This window comes from Paraburkholderia dipogonis (assembly GCF_042680985.1).
Classification (GTDB): Bacteria; Pseudomonadota; Gammaproteobacteria; order Burkholderiales; family Burkholderiaceae; genus Paraburkholderia; species Paraburkholderia phytofirmans.
This window is the reverse complement of sequence record NZ_JBHUFR010000022.1, coordinates 108354-124400: the sequence shown is the minus strand read 5'-3', so window position 1 is coordinate 124400 and position 16047 is coordinate 108354. Positions and strand designations below refer to the sequence as shown.

Sequence of the window (16047 nt, the reverse complement as noted above, 5' to 3'; positions counted from 1 at the left end):
GCCTCTATTGTTACATCAACCAATGTAACAGTTAAGACGGTAAAAGGAGACGGATCGGATGAACGCACGCATGATGCCCCACGACGCCGCGGCGCCCGACGCGTTAGCGCCTGTCGAGACCGATATCGCCATCATCGGGTCCGGATTCGCGGGCCTCGGCATGGCGATCCGCCTGCGCCAGTCCGGCATCACGGACTTCATCGTCGCAGAGAAGGCCGACTCCGTCGGCGGCACGTGGCGCGACAACCATTACCCCGGTTGCGCGTGCGACGTCCAATCCCACGTCTACTCGTTCTCCTTCGCCCCGAATCCGCGCTGGACCCGCATGTTCGCGCGCCAGCCGGAAATCCGCGCTTACCTCGAAGACTGCACGCAGCGCTTCGGCGTCGAGCGGCATCTGCGTTTCGGCCATGAACTGGCGAGCGCGATCTACGACGAAGCGCGCCACCGCTGGCAACTGACCTTCGCGAACGGCCGGCAATGGTCGGCACGCGTGCTGATCTCAGGTATGGGCGGCCTGTCGCGCGCGGCTGTGCCGAACATTCCCGGCCTCGATAAATTCAAGGGCAAGACGTTCCACTCGCAGCAGTGGGATCACAACTACTCGCTCGAAGGCAAACGCGTCGCCGTGATCGGCACGGGGGCGAGCGCGATCCAGTTCGTTCCGCAGATCGCGCCGCGAGTCGCGCATCTCGACCTGTTCCAGCGCACGCCGCCGTGGATCATGCCGAAGGCCGATCGTGCCGTCAGACCGCTGGAGCAATGGCTGTTCAAACACCTGCCGTTCACGCAGAAAATCATGCGCTCGGCGCTCTACTGCATGCTCGAATCGCGCGCCTTGGGATTTGCGATTCATCCTTCGCTGATGAAGACCGCGCAGAAAGCCGCGGAGCGGCATCTGCGCCGCCAGGTGCGCGATCCGCAGTTGCGCGCCGCGCTCACGCCCAATTACACAATGGGCTGCAAGCGCGTACTGATCTCGAACGACTACTTCCCCGCCCTGTCGCGCCAGAACGTTTCGGTGACGACCACCGGCATCGCTCGCATCGAGGAAGACGCGGTGGTCACCACTGACGGCGCGCGTCATCGCGCCGACTGCCTGATCTTCGGCACCGGCTTCCAGGTGGCCGATCCGTTTCCGCGCGGCGTGGTGCGCGGACGCGGCGGTGTGGATATCGTCGATACGTGGCGCGACGGCGCGCATGCTTACCTAGGTACGGCATTGCCTGGTTATCCGAACTTCTTCATGGTGGTCGGACCGAACACGGGTCTCGGCCATAACTCGATGGTGTTCATGATCGAGTCTCAGGTCGAGTACATCCTGCGCGCGCTGAAGACGATGCACGCAGAACGCGCGGACGCCATCGAAGTGCGTCCGCAAGTGGAGCGCGCGTACAACGAGCAGATCCAGCAGAAGCTCGGCCGCGCGATCTGGTCCACGGGCGGCTGCAAGAGCTGGTATCTCGATCCGGCAACCGGCAAGAACACGACGCTGTGGCCAGGATTTGCCTACAAATTCCGCCAGGCCACCAGCAGCTTCAGCATGGACGATTACCTCGCGTATTCGCCCGCGCCGCGTGCGGCGAGCGTGCCGACGGGTTCAGCGCAAGGCACGCACGCTCATGGAGGCGCCGCTTCTGCGCCTGTGGAAGCAACCTGACGAAACGCAACGACAACGGCAACGACAAGGCACCGTTCAGGGAGAACCGGAGATAAACCAATGAAAAACTTTACCGACAAAGTTGCCGCGATCACCGGCGCAGGCTCGGGCATGGGCCGCTCGCTCGCGATTCAGCTGGCGCGCGAAGGCTGCCACCTCGCGCTCGCCGACCGCAATGCCGCGAGCCTCGCCGAAACCGCGCAGTTTGCGCAAGCCGCGGCGCCGCACATCGTCGGCTCGCCGTTGCGCATCACCACACGCGTGCTCGATGTTGCCGAGCGCGCCGCGATATTCGACTGGGCCGCCGAAACCGCCGAGCAGCACCAGGGCGTCAATCTCGTGTTCAACAACGCGGGCGTCGCGCTATCGAGCACCATCGAAGGGATGGATTACGCGGATCTGGAGTGGATCGTCGGCATCAACTTCTGGGGCGTGGTACACGGCACGAAAGCGTTTCTGCCGCACATCAAGGCCTCCGGCGACGGCCATATCGTCAACACGTCGAGCGTGTTCGGATTGTTTTCGCAGCCCGGCATGAGCGGCTACAACGCGACCAAATTCGCTGTGCGCGGCTTTACCGAAGCGCTGCGCCAGGAACTCGACCTGATGAAATGCGGCGTCTCGGCGACCTGCGTGCATCCGGGCGGCATCCGCACGAGCATCGCGCAATCGAGCCGCATCGCGACGAACATGGTCGGTTTCATGCTGGAAACGGAACAGCAAGGCAAGGACGATTTCGAGAAGTTTTTCATCACCACCGCCGACGAAGCCGCCCGCGTCATTCTCGACGGCGTGCGCAGGAACAAGCGGCGCGTATTGATCGGACGCGACGCGCGGGCCGCCGACTGGCTGGCGCGCACACTGCCGGCCGCCTATCAGGCGCTCGTGGTGATGCAAACGCGCCGCATGAAACGCGTCGCCGAAAAACGCGCGCGGCGCGCCGCGCAGATGGACGGCAAGCGCGCCTGATGCGCCGGACTTCTTTGCCGGGCGCCACGCACGTCGTTCGATCACGATCAGCAACTCATCGAGAATCACAAGGAGAAAGGCCATGATGCCGATTCGCCGCGACCTACGTTTCAATTTGCCGCAGGAGCGTGCCTGCGATTGGCACGCGCAGGGCTCGCATGTGACACACTTCTTCAACGCGCTTTCGCTGCTGTTTCCGGCTGGCGAGCGTTTTTTCATGGACAGCGTGCGCAACTACCGCGACCAGATCGACGACCCGGTGCTGAAGAAGCAGGTGCTCGGCTTCATCGGCCAGGAAGCCATGCATACGCGCGAGCACGTCGAATACAACGATCTGCTGCAGGAAGCCGGCCTGCCCGCGCACAAGCTCGACAAGCGGCTGTGGGCGATTCTCAACTTCGGCCGCAAGATCCTGCCGCATTCGTACCAGCTCGCCGTGACCGTCTGCCTGGAACACTACACGGCGATGCTCGCGGGCCTGCTGCTGGAAGACGCGTCGCGCATCGGCGGCTCGGTGGAAGGCTATACGCAGATGTGGACCTGGCATGCATTGGAGGAAACCGAGCACAAGTCCGTTTCCTACGACGTATGGAACGCTGTGCTCAAACCCGGGCTGGGCCGCTATCTGCTGCGCACCGGCACCATGCTCGCCACCACGCTGACGTTCTGGCTGATCGTGTTCGACTACCACGTGCGGTTGCTGATCGCCGATCGCAAACGCGGCGGTCATCTACGCGGCATGTGGCGTGTCGTGAAGTATCTGTACGGGCCGCGTCATGGCGTGTTTCCGCGCATCGCCAGTGAATGGCTGAGTTTTTTCCGGCCCGGCTTCCATCCGTGGGATCACGACAACCGTGTGCAACTGGCGCGCATCGAGGGTCTCGTCGCCGCCGTCGATGCCACCAACGCGCTTACGCCGAGTGCCCGCAAGGCCGCGCGGCGCGGCATGCAGGCGGCCGCGTGATACGCGACACGCTGTCGGTCGAGGCCGGCGACGTACGGCTCGCGGTCTATGTGAGCGGACCGCGCGACGCGCCGCCAATCGTGCTGGTGCACGGTTATCCCGACTCGGCGGCCGTGTGGGAACCGGTGCGCGCCCTCCTGGACACGCGCTACCGTGTGATCGCCTACGACGTACGCGGCGCCGGTGCTTCCGAAGCACCAGACACCCGTCACGCGTACCGGCTCGAACGCCTCGCCGCCGACCTTGCGGCAATCGCCGGCGCGACCTGTGGCGCGCGGCCGTTTCACCTGGTCGGCCACGACTGGGGCTCGATTCAAAGCTGGGAAGCGGTGACCGACCCGGCGTTCAAAGTCCGCATTGTTTCGTACACGTCGATTTCGGGGCCGTGTCTCGATCACGCGTCTTTCGGCCTGCGCCGTAAAAACGAGGGTGAGAGCGTGAGCGAGCACGACGGCGCCGCTCGAACCGCACAGCCGACAACGAAACGCCCTTTCGGCAGCGGCGTCCGGCAAACGCTCAAGTCCTGGTACATCTTTTTCTTTCATCTGCCCTGGCTGCCGGAACTCGTGTGGCGGGCGGGCGCCGCACGCCTTTGGCCGTTCTGGCTGCGTGTGACGGAACGCGTGCGGCCCGCGCCCGATCCCGCGCAGCTGCGCAACGCGCTCAACGGCCTGAATCTCTATCGCGCCAATTTCATCGACAAGCTGCTGCACCCGCGCGCGCGGCATGCGCACGCACCGGTGCAATTCATCGTGCCGCTGCGTGACCGCTACGTGGGCCCGGCGCTCTCGCTTGGGCTGGAGGGCTGGCTCGGTGCGTATGAACGCAACGAGATCGATGCCGGCCATTGGGTCGTGCTGCGCGAACCCGAACGGATCGCGGCGGCCATCGAACGCTTCGTGGAACGGCATCGCGCGGACCACGGCGGTTGGGCGCCGCCGTCTACGCTCAACGCTCGCGCGGCAGGCGAGTGAAAAGCGTCGGATAGTCGATCACGAGACCGTCGTCGTCCACTTTCATGTTAGCCGTGAAGTTGCGGAAGATGCCCTCGTAGCGATACTCGCGATGCAACTCGATGCATGAGTACGCCTGTTCGACACGCGTGACCTGCAGATCGGGCGTCGATATGTATGCCACCGAAATGGGTCGACGCTCGCCTTCGGCCAGTTGCAAGCGACGGATAGGCAGCGTGTTGGTGAACGGCGTAGCGGCGATATCGATGTCGATGCAGCCTTCGATCGCGCTCAGCGCGAGGCCGTGTCCGTCGTGCCAATGGCCGGCGCCATCGCCATGCAGCTCCAGCTCGCCGCCGCCGACAATCTTCAGCCACGCATAGCGCGTACGCCAGTGCGCGTCGCAGCGCACCTTGTAGTGCAGCCCATACGACTTTCCGTAACGCTGGCCGACCACGACGCTTTCCACCGCGAAGCCGTCCTCGTGCGCGGCGAACGCCAGATGTTCGATGCCGTCGCCCTCTTCCGATGCCCACCGCAATTCACGCATCTGCCTGTCTCCTCTTTGAACGGCGCAACCGGGTTCTGCCTGGCTCCGCCGGGTTCATATCGTAGCGCGAAAGCTTTGGTTCCGGCGACGCATGGCATCGCGGAGCGGCGTCGCAAATAGCCACTATTAGCGCACGCGACGCCCAGCGCGACTCAGCTGGCCTATGCTCGCGGTTCGCAGTCCTCCGACCCTGCGCGCGCCTGACGTTCGCGCAGCGCAATTGCGCATCATTGAAATCACACCGTATTCCATCATGCACGCCGCCGTGAATGAAGCTCGATCTGCCGCCTTGCGCACGCTGTTGCGCAGCCTCGGCCAGATCGTGCTGCAAGCGAATGCCTTCACCGGCGCGTGCCTGCTCGCCGCCTGGCTGCTCTACGACCTGCGCCTCGCGTGCGCGGCGCTGATGGGCGCGGTCGCGGCCAACGTGAGCGCGGTATTGGCCGGCTATCGTGAGGACGACACGCGCGCCGGGCTGCACGGTTTCAACGGCGCGCTGGCGGGGCTGGCCGCTTTCAACTTCATCGCCGACAACGCGACAGCGGGCGCGGTGGCGATTCTCGCCGCTACCTGCACGGCGTGGCTGCTAGAGCCGTGGTCGCGCTGGCTGCGTGCACGCGGACTCAGTTTTTTCTCGAGCCCGTGCCTGATCGTCACGTGGCTTTGGCTGCCCCTGGTGACCGTCAACGTGCAATCAGCAAACGTGACGGCGGCGCACGCGCTGAGCGCGACGCAAGTGGGCAGCGGTTTGCTCGCCGGTTTCGCGCAAACCGGGTTCGCGTCGGAGGCGTTGCCTGGATTGCTGGTGTTGATCGGGATTGCAGCGGCCTCGCGCAGGCACGCGCTGCGGGCATTGATCGGCGCGGGGTTCGCCAGCGCCGCGCATCTGCTGCTGGGTGCGACGATAGCGTCGTTCGACGCCGGCCTGTTAGGATTCAACGGCGTGCTGACCGCGCTCGCGTTAGCGGACTGCGGGTTCGTTACGATGCTCGGCGGGGTGGCCTTGTCGAGCGTGCTGCAAGCGGCGGCGGCATACTTCGGCTGGCCGGTCATGACCGCGCCATTCGTCCTCGCGACGTGGAGCGTGCAGTGGCTTATGCAGCGCGTGGCGCCTGGCGTGGCCGCCGTTGAACCGGCGCAACCTATGAACACCACACGCCGCGCGACGACGCCGGTTCCAGCCAGACGCGAGAGCTAGTCAAGCCGCCAGGTTCGCAACGCAGCCGCGACACACACGCGCGCACGGACGCGTTTCAGCGATCGAACAATTCAGGATTCAGGAGACAGACATGTCGTTCACTCACACCCCTGCCGGCCGCGTCGCCGACACAGGGTCATTGTCCGACGCCGAGCGCCAGACCCGCGTCGACCTGGCCGCGGCCTACCGGCTTGCGGCGCTCAACGGCTGGGACGATCTGATCTACACGCACATCTCGGCGAGCGTGCCGGGCGAACCCGGCCATTTCCTGATCAATCCATTCGGCCTCGCTTTCGACGAAGTGTGCGCCTCGAATCTCGTGAAGATCGATATCGCGGGCAATGTCGTCGGTGCAAGCGAACATGCGGTGAATGCCACCGGCTTCGCGCTGCACGCGGCAGTCCACGCGGCGCGCGCCGATGCCTTCTGCGTGATGCATCTGCACAATACGGCGGGCGTGGCGGTCTCCGCGCAACCGTCCGGCTTGCTGCCCGTCTCGCAACATGCGCTGCGCTTTTACGGCCAACTCGCTTACCACGATTACGAAGGCCTCGCGTTTTCGCCGGCGGAAGGCGAGCGCCTCGTCGCGCATCTCGCCGACAAGCCCGCCATGCTGTTGCGCAATCACGGCACGCTGACCACCGGCCGCACGGTCGCCGAAGCCTATGTGCTGATGGCAACGCTGCTCAAGGCCTGCGAGATCCAGTTGCAGGCGCAAGCCTGCGGCGCGCAACTCGTGGTGCCGAGCGATGCGGTCGCCGCACGCACGGCGGAACAACTGTACGATGGCGGCGCCATTGAAGGCGCGCTCGAATGGCCTGCCTTGCTGCGCAAACTCGACCGCCTCGATCGTGGCTATCGCGATTAAATTCGCGCCGCGCTTTTTTCAATCCCACTCACATCTTTAACGGAGTCATGCCATGCCCACGTTTCGTATCGAACTTTTCGAAGGCCGCTCGGTGGAACAGAAACGCGAGTTCGTCGAAGCCATCACCAAGGCAACGTGCGAATCGCTCGGCGTTGAACCGAATTCGGTGGATATTATTCTGACCGACGTGAAACGCGAGAACTGGGCGACGGCCGGGCGTTTGTGGTCCGACGCCTGAGCGCGTGAAACGAGCGGCCTGCCTGCGGCGGCTGCTCGAACTGACCTTTTGTACGCGATCGCGGCCGAACTGAATACGCAATGCCGGAAACGGCTGCGGACGCGAAGATCGCCGATCTGCCGGCAGTGACGTTTATATGGCTGAACGCGCGAATCGACGCGACACGCGCCATGCCTCAGGAACGGGCGCCAAAGAGGCTGCGCGCGTTGCGCGCGCAGCTTGTAAAGCTCAGCGAAGCGTAATTAAACGCATCGCCGTGGCGGCGCAGCAACACACCGCCACGAAGTTACGTCATCAGAACTTGTGGATGATGCCCACGCCGGCAGCAAACTGGCTGCGTGACGAGGACGGCTGGCCGTTCTGGCCGTCGCCGATATCAGCCGTCGCGTTGATGATGCTCACGCCGTTCGTACCCAGGGTCTGACCGCTTGCACGTTGATACGCCTCGAGCGCGTACAGGCCGGTGCGCTTGGAGAGGCTGTAGTACTGCGAGAGGTTGAACTGCTGATAGCGAGCCGAGCTCGAAATGCCGTTCGCTTCCGTCGCGCGCGTGTAGCTATAGCCCGCGGCCAGGTCCAGCGACGTCAAAGGCTTGAAGTGCAGCACGGCGCCGCCCGTGTTGAAGATCGCGGTGGTGCGGAACGGCGAGTTGATACCCGGAATGTATTGCACGTTCGAGTACGAGAACGACACGTCCCATGACGGGCTGAACGCATAGCCGCCCGTCACCGCAAAGCGTTGTTGAGCCTGCGCGCGCTGATAGCCGTTGTTGATGCCCGACACGCCAGGCTGAGCGCCGTTGTTCGACGTCGTGGAGTCCGCGCCCCATGCGCCGCCGCCAGACGTCGAGTTGTTGATGCGCTGGAAGCCCGCCGCAATGCCGAACGGACCGTTCAGGTATTGCAAGCCCGCGCTCCACGTCGAGCCGGCGTTGAAGCTGCCCGCCACGCCGCCCAGCGCGTACGAGCCGCTAGCCGTCAGGCCGTAGAAACTCGGCGTCGTGTACACCAGCGAGTTGTTGACGCGGTAGACCGTATCCAGAGAATCGATATCGCCCGGGTGCGCGCCGTATGCGCCCGTCAGCCACGTGGTCGGGCTGTACGGCGAGAGCATCGTGTAGTACGCCGTGTATTGACGGCCTGCCGTGAACGTACCGTAGCTGCTGTTCGTCACGCCGACATAAGCCTGGCGGTTGAAGCCGAGACCGCTGACAGCCTGCGCGCCGGTGGCGCTGTTAAAGCCCTCTTCCAACTGGAAGATCGCCTTGGTGCCGCCGCCCAAATCCTCGGCGCCCTTCAGGCCGAAACGGCTGCCGGCCCAGATGCCGTTGATCATCTTCACGACCGAACGGCCGCCGCTGGTCGAACCGAGCGACGTCTGGCTGCTCTGATAGCCGATACCTGTATCGACGATCCCGTACAGCGTCACGCTGCTCTGAGCGTGTGCGCCGAGGGCGACCAGGCCAAGCGCTGAAGTTGCCAATGCCTTTTTCATTTCTGCTCCTCTTTAAAAGATTTTTCTTTGATCGCGGCACCCTTCGAGTGCCGCTGAGTGTGGATATTGTTCGAACGTCCCGGCGTTAATGAAGGACTTCAAAATACCGGGTGACCATTGATCAGGCTAGGCAACCATGTCGAGAACATCGGTACGTATGTGACGATGTTGATCGCGCTGAAGATAGCCAGGTAATACGGCCACGCCACCTTGGTAGTTTCACCAATCGACACATTGCCAATCGCGCAACCAATAAACTGCACCGAACCGATTGGCGGATGCACGAGACCCAATGCGCAATTCAGCAGAATCATGATGCCGAACTGCACGGGACCGACGCCGGCGTGCATCGCCATCGGCAGGAACAGCGGCGTGGTGATCAGGATGTGCGCCGCCATGTCGACGAACGTGCCGAGGAAAATCTGGATCAGGTTGATGTACAGCAGCATCAGCCACGGCAAGCTGGTCGCGCCGTCGAGCATGTGTTCGATCGCATCCGGAATCTCCAGATAGGCCATCTGGTAACGCAGCATGTTCGACACGCCGATCAGCAGCAACACCACGCCAGTGGTTTTGGCGGCCTTGGAGAGCGCGTGGAACAGCTTCTTCATCGTCATCGAGCGATACACGACGATGGTCAGCACCAGCGAATAAAACACGGCGATAGCGGCGGCTTCCGTCGCTGTAGCAATGCCCTTCGCCACGCAAACCAGAATGATCGCGATCACCATCAGGCCGGGCAACGCGCCGAGGAACGTGCGGGCCACGGCGTACCAGCCGGGGAATTTCTGCAGTTCCGTCGAACCGTCGGCACGACGCGGATAGCCGTATTTAACCGCTTGCCAGTAGGCGGCGATCAGCACGAAACCCATCACCCACAGCACCGGGAGAAGACCGGAAAACAACAGATCGCCGATCGACACGCCGCTCATCGGATGTCCATTCAACGTGCCGGTGATGCCTTGGGCCGCGAATGCATAGATGATCATGTTGGTCGACGTCGGCATCAGCGCGCCCGCCAGCGACGAGTGCGTCGTCACGTTGACCGCGTAGGCCGCGCTGTAGCCTTCACGCTTCATCAGCGGAATCACTACGCCGCCCATGGCCGACGTATCTGCCGAGGGCGAACCGGAGACGCCGCCGAACAGCGTGCACGCCACCACGTTGGCCATGCCTAGGCCGCCGCGGAAATGCCCGACCGTGGCTTGTGCGAAACGCAGGATGCGGTCCGCGATGCCACCGTGCAGCATCAGCTCACCGGACAAAATGAAGAACGGCACCGCGAGAAACGAGAAGCCGTTGATGCCCGAAATCATCGACTGCATGGCGGTGGCCGCCGGCAAGCCTTCGTAAAGGTAAGTCAGGACGCACGAGAGGCCGAGCCCGAAGGAAACAGGAACGCCGAGAAGGAGAAAAACAAGAAAACTAACGGAGAGAATGGCAAGTTCCATGATTGCTCTATTTTTGTTTCTGTGCGAAAAGCGCGAGCAGGTTCTCGACCGAGAACATGGCAATGCAGACGCTGGCAATAACCGGGATGCAGTAACGCAACGATTCAGGCAAACCGATAATCGGAATGCGGTCTTCGGCGGTGGCCTCCACCATCTGCAGACAGCCGAAGAAAACCATCACGGCAAACACGATCAGGCAAAGGTGCTGAAACGACGTGGCGACGAGCTGCCCTTTCGGCGGCAATTTCTTCACGAGCGAGTCGAGACCGATATGGCCGCCTTCGCGGACCTTGAGCGCGGCGCCGAACATGGCGATCACGATCACCAGCAAAAGCGCGATGGGCTCGACGAAATCCGGTGCATCGCTGAAGACGTAGCGCATCACGACGCTGTAGATCACCAGCACGCTCAGCGCGGCGAGACTCAACGACGCCACGACAACCAGCGCGCGGAACAGAAAATCATTTGGGCGCTTCATGAATCTCATTGGACCCATCCTTGCATTCGACCGACCTGTCTTTAATATTCAGCAATCTGTTCGACTTTTCAGTTCGGAACGCGCACAGCGGCAAGGCCTGCGAATCTTCTCGCAGGCCCTTCGCACCTTCACACCGCTGCATGGCTTCCGTTCAGGCGAGCCTTATTTGACGGCCTGAATCTCGTCGACGAGTTGCTTCATTTGCGGGGTCTTTTCGTACTTCGCCCACACCGGCTGCATCGCCTTGACGAACGCGGCACGATCGATCTGCGTCGACGCGACGATGGTCGCGCCGCCCTTCGTGACCGTCTTGCTCGCATCGGCTTCGCGCGCGGTCCACAGCTTCTGGTAGTAAGGCACCGAGTCCGCCGCAGCCTTCTTGATGATGTCCTGCTCTTGCGGCGTCAGCGTGTCCCACACTTTCTTCGAGAACACGAGCACTTCCGGCGTCATCGAGTGCTGGGTTTCGGAGTAGACCGGCGCGACTTCGAAGTGCTTGGTTTCTTCGTACGACGGCAAGTTGTTTTCAGCGGCATCCACCAGACCCGTCTTCAGGCCCGTATAGACTTCGGCAAACGGCATGGGCGTGGGCGTGCCGCCCATTGCGCGGATTTCGTCGACCATCAGATCGGACGGTTGCACGCGGACCTTGAGGCCCTTCATATCAGCCGGCGTGTGAATCGGCTTCTTGGTGTAGATGGAACGCGCGCCGCTCTCGTAGAACGTCAGCGCGATCATGCCCTTCGCCTTGAAGGCGTCGAGAATCTTCTGGCCTTCCGGGCCGTACATCACTTTGCGGAAATGGTCGATGTCGCGGAACAGGAACGGCAGCGACGGGATCATCGATTCCGGCACGATCTCGTTGAACGCAGCGCCGTTGGCGCGCGCCATGTCGAGCGCGCCGATGCGCACCTGATCGATCGTGTCGTTTTCGGAACCCAGCGCGCTATTGCCGAAGACCTTCACGGAATCTTTGCCGCCGGTTGCCTTGTTGATCTCTTCTCCCATGTATTTCACGGCCATGTTGGTCGGATAGGTGTCGCCATGCACGTCGGACACGCGGAACACACGCGCTTGTGCCGACACGGTGCTGAAGGCCAGCACCGAAGCTGCGACGATCAGCGAAACACGGGAAGAGGCAAACTTCTTATTCATCGTGAAATTCCTTGAAAAATTGACCGTCCAATCGATTGCGGAAGGTCCGCTTGCGGGGCTACCCGCGGATGCGACATGGTTTGCTGCGTCTCCCGGCTCGACGCCCGCCCCCGTGTTCCGTCACGGGCGCTTTGCCATGCTGGTCTGTGCAACGTCCCCGGCGCAGATGCTCAGCACTCCTGTCAGCCAACTCGACTCTTTTACTTTTGCTTCAACTGCATCGGCCTGCGTCTCGTCCAAACCGAAAAATTCGAACTACCAAGAAAGGAATTCGTTTGGGCTTATACGTTGTACGACGACATATGAAGTCTATAAAACGCAGTTTGAGTTGTACAGACGGTATTTACCCGCACCACGCAGGCATCCGGCACACATGACCGATGGATCATCCGGCAAGCCCCCACGCCAGCTAGCACAGTGCTGACGAGGCGAAACCCATAAGCGCTGGATAGCCGGTTTTTCGTAAAAGAAATGTGACACCACCGTAGTCTTTACACCACATCGTTGTACGACGACTTATGAATATCGGACAGACAAAAAAGGGCGCCGGACATGCGTGACATGTCCGGCGCCCTTCTCGTACAAGCTCCGCTTACAGTTCGCCAGCAAACTCCGGCTCGGGCAACCCGGTTACGCCAGGACGCACGGCGAACAGATGGCCGTCGTGCTCGCTCGCGTTCGCGCCAGGACGGATCGACGTGACGAACAGCGTATCCAGCTCGCGCCCACCGAAGGCACACATGGCCGGCTTGATGGCCGGCACGGCAATCTGCCGGTCTAGCTTGCCCTCGGGCGTGAAGCGCAGCAACAAGCCTGCGTCGTTGGCGCAGATCCAGTAGCAGCCGTCGGCGTCCACCGCGGCGCCGTCGGGGCGGCCCGCATGGTGATTCAGATCGGCAAACACGCGACGGTTGCGCGGCTCGCCGGTTTCGACGTCGTAATCGAATGCCCAGATCTGCCTGCGCAACGGATGAGAGTCCGACAGATACATGGTCGCGCCATCCGGCGACCACGCGAGGCCGTTTTGCGTGATGAGTCCTTCTACGACCGGCGCGGACAGCACGCCGTGCTCGTCGAAACGATAGAGCGCGCCGGCCGGTTTGGCCGCCGCCATGTCCTGCACCATCGTGCCGACCCAGAAACGTCCTTGCCGGTCGCAACGGCCGTCGTTGAAACGCATGTCGTCGCAAGCGAAGTCCGGTGCAGCGAGCTTGCGCCCTGTCACTTGCACGGCTTCGCCGTTGGCCGAGGACTCAGTCAACGTGAGCGCGAAGAGGCCGGTCTCGCAGCCGGCCAGCACCGTGCCGCGCTGATCGAACGCGATGCATGCCACTTTCTCAGGCAGCAGCCATGCAGAGCGCTCGCCTGAAACGATCCGCACGCGCACGATCTTCTGCGCGGGAATATCCACCCAGTAAAGAGCTTGCTCCGCAGCGCGCCAAACCGGACTCTCGCCGACCGCAGCCGGCGCCTGCCCCGCTGCCTCGACCCGCTCCACGCGCGGGTTCGCCGCGGCGCTCACCGCTTCGGCTCCATCGGACCGGCGAGTACGAACGGGCCGCCCTGGAAACGCTGCGTCGGATCGTCGAGGTCGGCAGTGGGTGCCGTGACCGAAAAGAGATGCTCGAATTCGACCGAGCTGTCCTGCGGACGAAAACCGAGGAACGCGGCCTTGGTGTTATCCACCCATTTGGTACGGTTATCCGACACGCCGTAGACGATCGCGTGACCCACGCGGTTGGTGAACAGCGAGCAGCGCACCAGTTCGATGAGGTCACGAAAGCTCAGATAGGTCACGAGCATGCGCGGGTTCTTCGGCTGCTCGAACGACGAACCGATCCGCAGACACACCGTCTCCAGACCGAAGCGATCGAAGTAGTAACGCGACAACGATTCGCCGAAGCACTTCGTCACGCCGTACAGGCTGTCGGGACGCAGCGGCGCGTCGATATCGACCACCTCCGTCACCGGATGAAAACCCACCGCGTGATTCGAGCTCGCATAGACGATGCGCTTCACGCCCTGCTTCTGCGCCGCCGAATAGAGGTTGTACAGGCCGCGGATATTCGCTTCGAGCAAGTCTTCGAACGGCGCCTCGACGGAAATGCCGCCGAGGTGAACCACGGCGTCCACGCCTTCGAGCAGCGCGTGAACTGCGGCTTCGTCCGCGATGTCGACGATCGAGGCTTCTTCATGCGCCGCGACCTCGCCGAGCGGCGCGATATCCGTGATGCGCACGATATCGGCCCACGCGGCGAGCGCGCCGCGCAGCTGCTTGCCGAGGTTGCCCGCCGCGCCGGTGAGCAGCAGGCGGCGGAAGGGTTTCTGTGCCGCGCTGCGGTCAAGGTTCGAGTCAGTCATGTTTCTATGTTGATGTGAGTGTGATCGGATCGAGCAAGCCCGCCGGATCGATCAGGTCACCGGCGCGGGATTGAACAGCGTCAACGCATTGTGGAGCTTGAGCTTCTCAGCGCAAGTCTCTTTGCGGCCGCTGGCGACGTCGAGCATCAGACGGAAGAGTTCCCAGCCCACCTCTTCGATCGTCGAAGCGCCGGTCGCGATGGTGCCGGCGTTGATGTCCATCAGATCATGCCACCGGCGCGCCAGATCCGAGCGCGTCGCGACCTTGATGACGGGCACTTCGGCAAGGCTGTACGGCGTGCCGCGGCCGGTGGTGAACACGTGCAGGTTGATACCCGCCGCGACCTGCAGCGTACCGCAGATAAAGTCGCTAGCCGGCGTGGCCGCGTAAATCAGGCCTTTCTGTTTGACCTTCTCGCCCGGCGACAACACGCCGGAAATCGCCGAATTACCCGACTTGATGATCGAACCCATCGCTTTTTCGACGATGTTCGACAAGCCGCCCTTCTTGTTGCCCGGCGTGGTGTTGGCGCTGCGATCCGCGCCGCCGCGCTTCAGATAATCGTCGTACCACTGCATCTCGCGGATGATCGCCGCGGCGACTTCCGGGTTGGCCGCGCGCGCCGTCAATTGATCGACGCCGTCGCGCACTTCGGTGACTTCGGAGAACATGACCGTGGCGCCGGCACGCACCAGCAAATCGGTCGCGTAGCCCACGGCGGGATTCGCGGTGAGACCGGAGAATGCATCGCTGCCGCCGCATTGCACGCCGATCACGAGATCGGACGCGGGACACGTCTCGCGGCGGCGATTGTTCAAACGCTTCAAATGGCCATCGGCCATTTTCATGATCGACTCGATCATCGACTGGAAGCCGACGTGCGATTCGTCCTGCAGCACGACCACGTCGCCGTTCAGATCCGCCTCGATATCGCCGATGTCCGCGACTTCGGCGACATTCGCGGCCGCGGCGATCGGAATCGTGCCGGGCGGCATCAGACGCTCGGGCTGCAGTTTTTCGCAACCGAGGCTGACCATCATTACCTCGCCGCCGAAATTCGGATTCAGGCTGATGTTGCGCACGGTACGGATCGGCACCATCGCGTCGGGCGCGTCGATCGCGACGCCGCAGCCATAGGTGTGGCCGAGGCTCACCACGTCGTCGACATTCGGGTAGTTCGGCAGCAGTTCGGTCTTGATGCGCGTCACCGCGTGTTGAACCACGTCGGCTACACATTGCACCGTCGTCGTGATGGCGAGAATGTTGCGCGAACCGACCGAGCCGTCCGCGTTGCGGTAGCCCTCGAACGTATAGCCCTCGAGCGGCGGCATTTCCGGCGCCTTGATCGTGGCGATCGGCAGGTCCTCGAGTCCGGGCGGGCTCGGCATGCGAATCACGTGTTCGTTGATCCAGCTACCCTTCGGCAGCGCCTTCAGCGCATAGCCGATCACCACGTTATAGCGGATGACCTCGTCGCCCTCGGCCAGGTCGGCCAGCGCGACCTTGTGCCCTTGCGGCACGCGCTCGCGCAGCGCCAGACCATCGGGAAATACCGCGCCCTCACCCAGACCGCCGTCGTTGACGACGATCGCGACATTGTCGTTGGGGTGAACGCGAATGTAGAGCGGAGACTGTTCCATTGCATCGATCCTTATGGCGGTGTACGCCTGCTACGCCAGCTATTCATACGTCATCCTACAACATGAA

Annotated in this window: 15 protein-coding genes; 7 read left to right on the top strand and 8 right to left on the bottom strand. The window is 62.7% G+C overall.

What is annotated here, in order from left to right:
• The first annotated feature begins 58 nt into the window (after positions 1-58).
• The 4 genes from ACFSNN_RS27720 (at position 59) to ACFSNN_RS27705 (ending at position 4567) form a co-directional block, all read left to right on the top strand.
• Positions 59-1660, top strand: coding sequence for a flavin-containing monooxygenase (locus tag ACFSNN_RS27720; RefSeq protein ID WP_134465095.1), 1602 nt, complete (start codon positions 59-61; stop codon positions 1658-1660).
• Between the two features lie 60 nt (positions 1661-1720).
• The gene (locus ACFSNN_RS27715; RefSeq protein ID WP_134465096.1) at positions 1721-2629 is read left to right on the top strand and encodes an SDR family NAD(P)-dependent oxidoreductase; all 909 of its coding nucleotides are present in this window, start codon (positions 1721-1723) and stop codon (positions 2627-2629) included.
• 82 nt (positions 2630-2711) lie between these two features.
• Complete coding sequence (locus ACFSNN_RS27710; protein ID WP_134465097.1) at positions 2712-3593, top strand: metal-dependent hydrolase; 882 nt, start codon at positions 2712-2714, stop codon at positions 3591-3593.
• Complete coding sequence (locus ACFSNN_RS27705) at positions 3590-4567, top strand: alpha/beta fold hydrolase (protein WP_134465098.1); 978 nt, start codon at positions 3590-3592, stop codon at positions 4565-4567. Before ACFSNN_RS27710 ends, ACFSNN_RS27705 begins: the two co-directional genes overlap by 4 nt.
• On the opposite strand, the gene ACFSNN_RS27700 is transcribed toward ACFSNN_RS27705, so the two are convergent.
• Positions 4542-5096 carry a putative glycolipid-binding domain-containing protein gene (locus ACFSNN_RS27700; protein ID WP_134465099.1) on the bottom strand — a complete coding sequence of 185 codons (555 nt, stop codon included), beginning with the start codon at positions 5094-5096 and terminating at the stop codon, positions 4542-4544. The two genes, ACFSNN_RS27705 and ACFSNN_RS27700, sit on opposite strands and share 26 nt — an antisense overlap.
• A gap of 253 nt (positions 5097-5349) precedes the next feature.
• Between ACFSNN_RS27700 and ACFSNN_RS27695 the strand changes: the two genes are divergently transcribed.
• The 3 genes from ACFSNN_RS27695 (at position 5350) to ACFSNN_RS27685 (ending at position 7400) form a co-directional block, all read left to right on the top strand.
• Positions 5350-6294 (top strand): urea transporter, encoded by a 945-nt coding sequence (locus ACFSNN_RS27695; protein ID WP_134465634.1) that lies wholly within the window; start codon positions 5350-5352, stop codon positions 6292-6294.
• Positions 6295-6385: 91 nt separating this feature from the next.
• Entirely contained in the window at positions 6386-7162 is a 777-nt protein-coding gene (locus ACFSNN_RS27690) for a class II aldolase/adducin family protein (RefSeq protein ID WP_134465100.1), read from the top strand.
• Between the two features lie 52 nt (positions 7163-7214).
• Positions 7215-7400 carry a 4-oxalocrotonate tautomerase gene (locus ACFSNN_RS27685; RefSeq protein ID WP_134465101.1) on the top strand — a complete coding sequence of 62 codons (186 nt, stop codon included), beginning with the start codon at positions 7215-7217 and terminating at the stop codon, positions 7398-7400.
• A gap of 294 nt (positions 7401-7694) precedes the next feature.
• Here ACFSNN_RS27685 and ACFSNN_RS27680 read toward each other — a convergent pair whose 3' ends face one another.
• From ACFSNN_RS27680 to garD, 7 genes are all read right to left on the bottom strand, one after another.
• Positions 7695-8894, bottom strand: coding sequence for a porin (locus tag ACFSNN_RS27680; protein WP_134465102.1), 1200 nt, complete (start codon positions 8892-8894; stop codon positions 7695-7697).
• Between the two features lie 98 nt (positions 8895-8992).
• Positions 8993-10345, bottom strand: coding sequence for a TRAP transporter large permease (locus ACFSNN_RS27675; protein WP_095420608.1), 1353 nt, complete (start codon positions 10343-10345; stop codon positions 8993-8995).
• 7 nt (positions 10346-10352) lie between these two features.
• Entirely contained in the window at positions 10353-10832 is a 480-nt protein-coding gene (locus tag ACFSNN_RS27670) for a TRAP transporter small permease (protein WP_134465103.1), read from the bottom strand.
• 153 nt (positions 10833-10985) lie between these two features.
• The gene (locus ACFSNN_RS27665) at positions 10986-11978 is read right to left on the bottom strand and encodes a TRAP transporter substrate-binding protein (RefSeq protein WP_134465104.1); all 993 of its coding nucleotides are present in this window, start codon (positions 11976-11978) and stop codon (positions 10986-10988) included.
• Between the two features lie 592 nt (positions 11979-12570).
• Entirely contained in the window at positions 12571-13500 is a 930-nt protein-coding gene (locus ACFSNN_RS27660; protein WP_134465105.1) for an SMP-30/gluconolactonase/LRE family protein, read from the bottom strand.
• Complete coding sequence (locus ACFSNN_RS27655; protein ID WP_134465106.1) at positions 13497-14339, bottom strand: NAD-dependent epimerase/dehydratase family protein; 843 nt, start codon at positions 14337-14339, stop codon at positions 13497-13499. The genes ACFSNN_RS27660 and ACFSNN_RS27655 overlap by 4 nt, the downstream gene beginning before the upstream one ends.
• Before the next feature lie 51 nt (positions 14340-14390).
• Complete coding sequence (gene garD / locus ACFSNN_RS27650) at positions 14391-15980, bottom strand: galactarate dehydratase (RefSeq protein ID WP_134465107.1); 1590 nt, start codon at positions 15978-15980, stop codon at positions 14391-14393.
• Positions 15981-16047 lie beyond the last annotated feature (67 nt).

What these genes read in the sequence shown, in the direction of transcription:
- ACFSNN_RS27720 (WP_134465095.1), top strand. Translation starts at nt 59, where the DNA reads ATGAACGCACGCATGATGCCCCACGACGCCGCGGCGCCCGACGCGTTA.
- ACFSNN_RS27715 (WP_134465096.1), top strand. Translation starts at nt 1,721, where the DNA reads ATGAAAAACTTTACCGACAAAGTTGCCGCGATCACCGGCGCAGGCTCG.
- ACFSNN_RS27710 (WP_134465097.1), top strand. Translation starts at nt 2,712, where the DNA reads ATGATGCCGATTCGCCGCGACCTACGTTTCAATTTGCCGCAGGAGCGT.
- ACFSNN_RS27700 (WP_134465099.1), bottom strand. Translation starts at nt 5,096, where the DNA reads ATGCGTGAATTGCGGTGGGCATCGGAAGAGGGCGACGGCATCGAACAT.
- ACFSNN_RS27695 (WP_134465634.1), top strand. Translation starts at nt 5,350, where the DNA reads ATGCACGCCGCCGTGAATGAAGCTCGATCTGCCGCCTTGCGCACGCTG.
- ACFSNN_RS27690 (WP_134465100.1), top strand. Translation starts at nt 6,386, where the DNA reads ATGTCGTTCACTCACACCCCTGCCGGCCGCGTCGCCGACACAGGGTCA.
- ACFSNN_RS27685 (WP_134465101.1), top strand. Translation starts at nt 7,215, where the DNA reads ATGCCCACGTTTCGTATCGAACTTTTCGAAGGCCGCTCGGTGGAACAG.
- ACFSNN_RS27680 (WP_134465102.1), bottom strand. Translation starts at nt 8,894, where the DNA reads ATGAAAAAGGCATTGGCAACTTCAGCGCTTGGCCTGGTCGCCCTCGGC.
- ACFSNN_RS27675 (WP_095420608.1), bottom strand. Translation starts at nt 10,345, where the DNA reads ATGGAACTTGCCATTCTCTCCGTTAGTTTTCTTGTTTTTCTCCTTCTC.
- ACFSNN_RS27670 (WP_134465103.1), bottom strand. Translation starts at nt 10,832, where the DNA reads ATGAGATTCATGAAGCGCCCAAATGATTTTCTGTTCCGCGCGCTGGTT.
- ACFSNN_RS27665 (WP_134465104.1), bottom strand. Translation starts at nt 11,978, where the DNA reads ATGAATAAGAAGTTTGCCTCTTCCCGTGTTTCGCTGATCGTCGCAGCT.
- ACFSNN_RS27655 (WP_134465106.1), bottom strand. Translation starts at nt 14,339, where the DNA reads ATGACTGACTCGAACCTTGACCGCAGCGCGGCACAGAAACCCTTCCGC.
- garD (WP_134465107.1), bottom strand. Translation starts at nt 15,980, where the DNA reads ATGGAACAGTCTCCGCTCTACATTCGCGTTCACCCCAACGACAATGTC.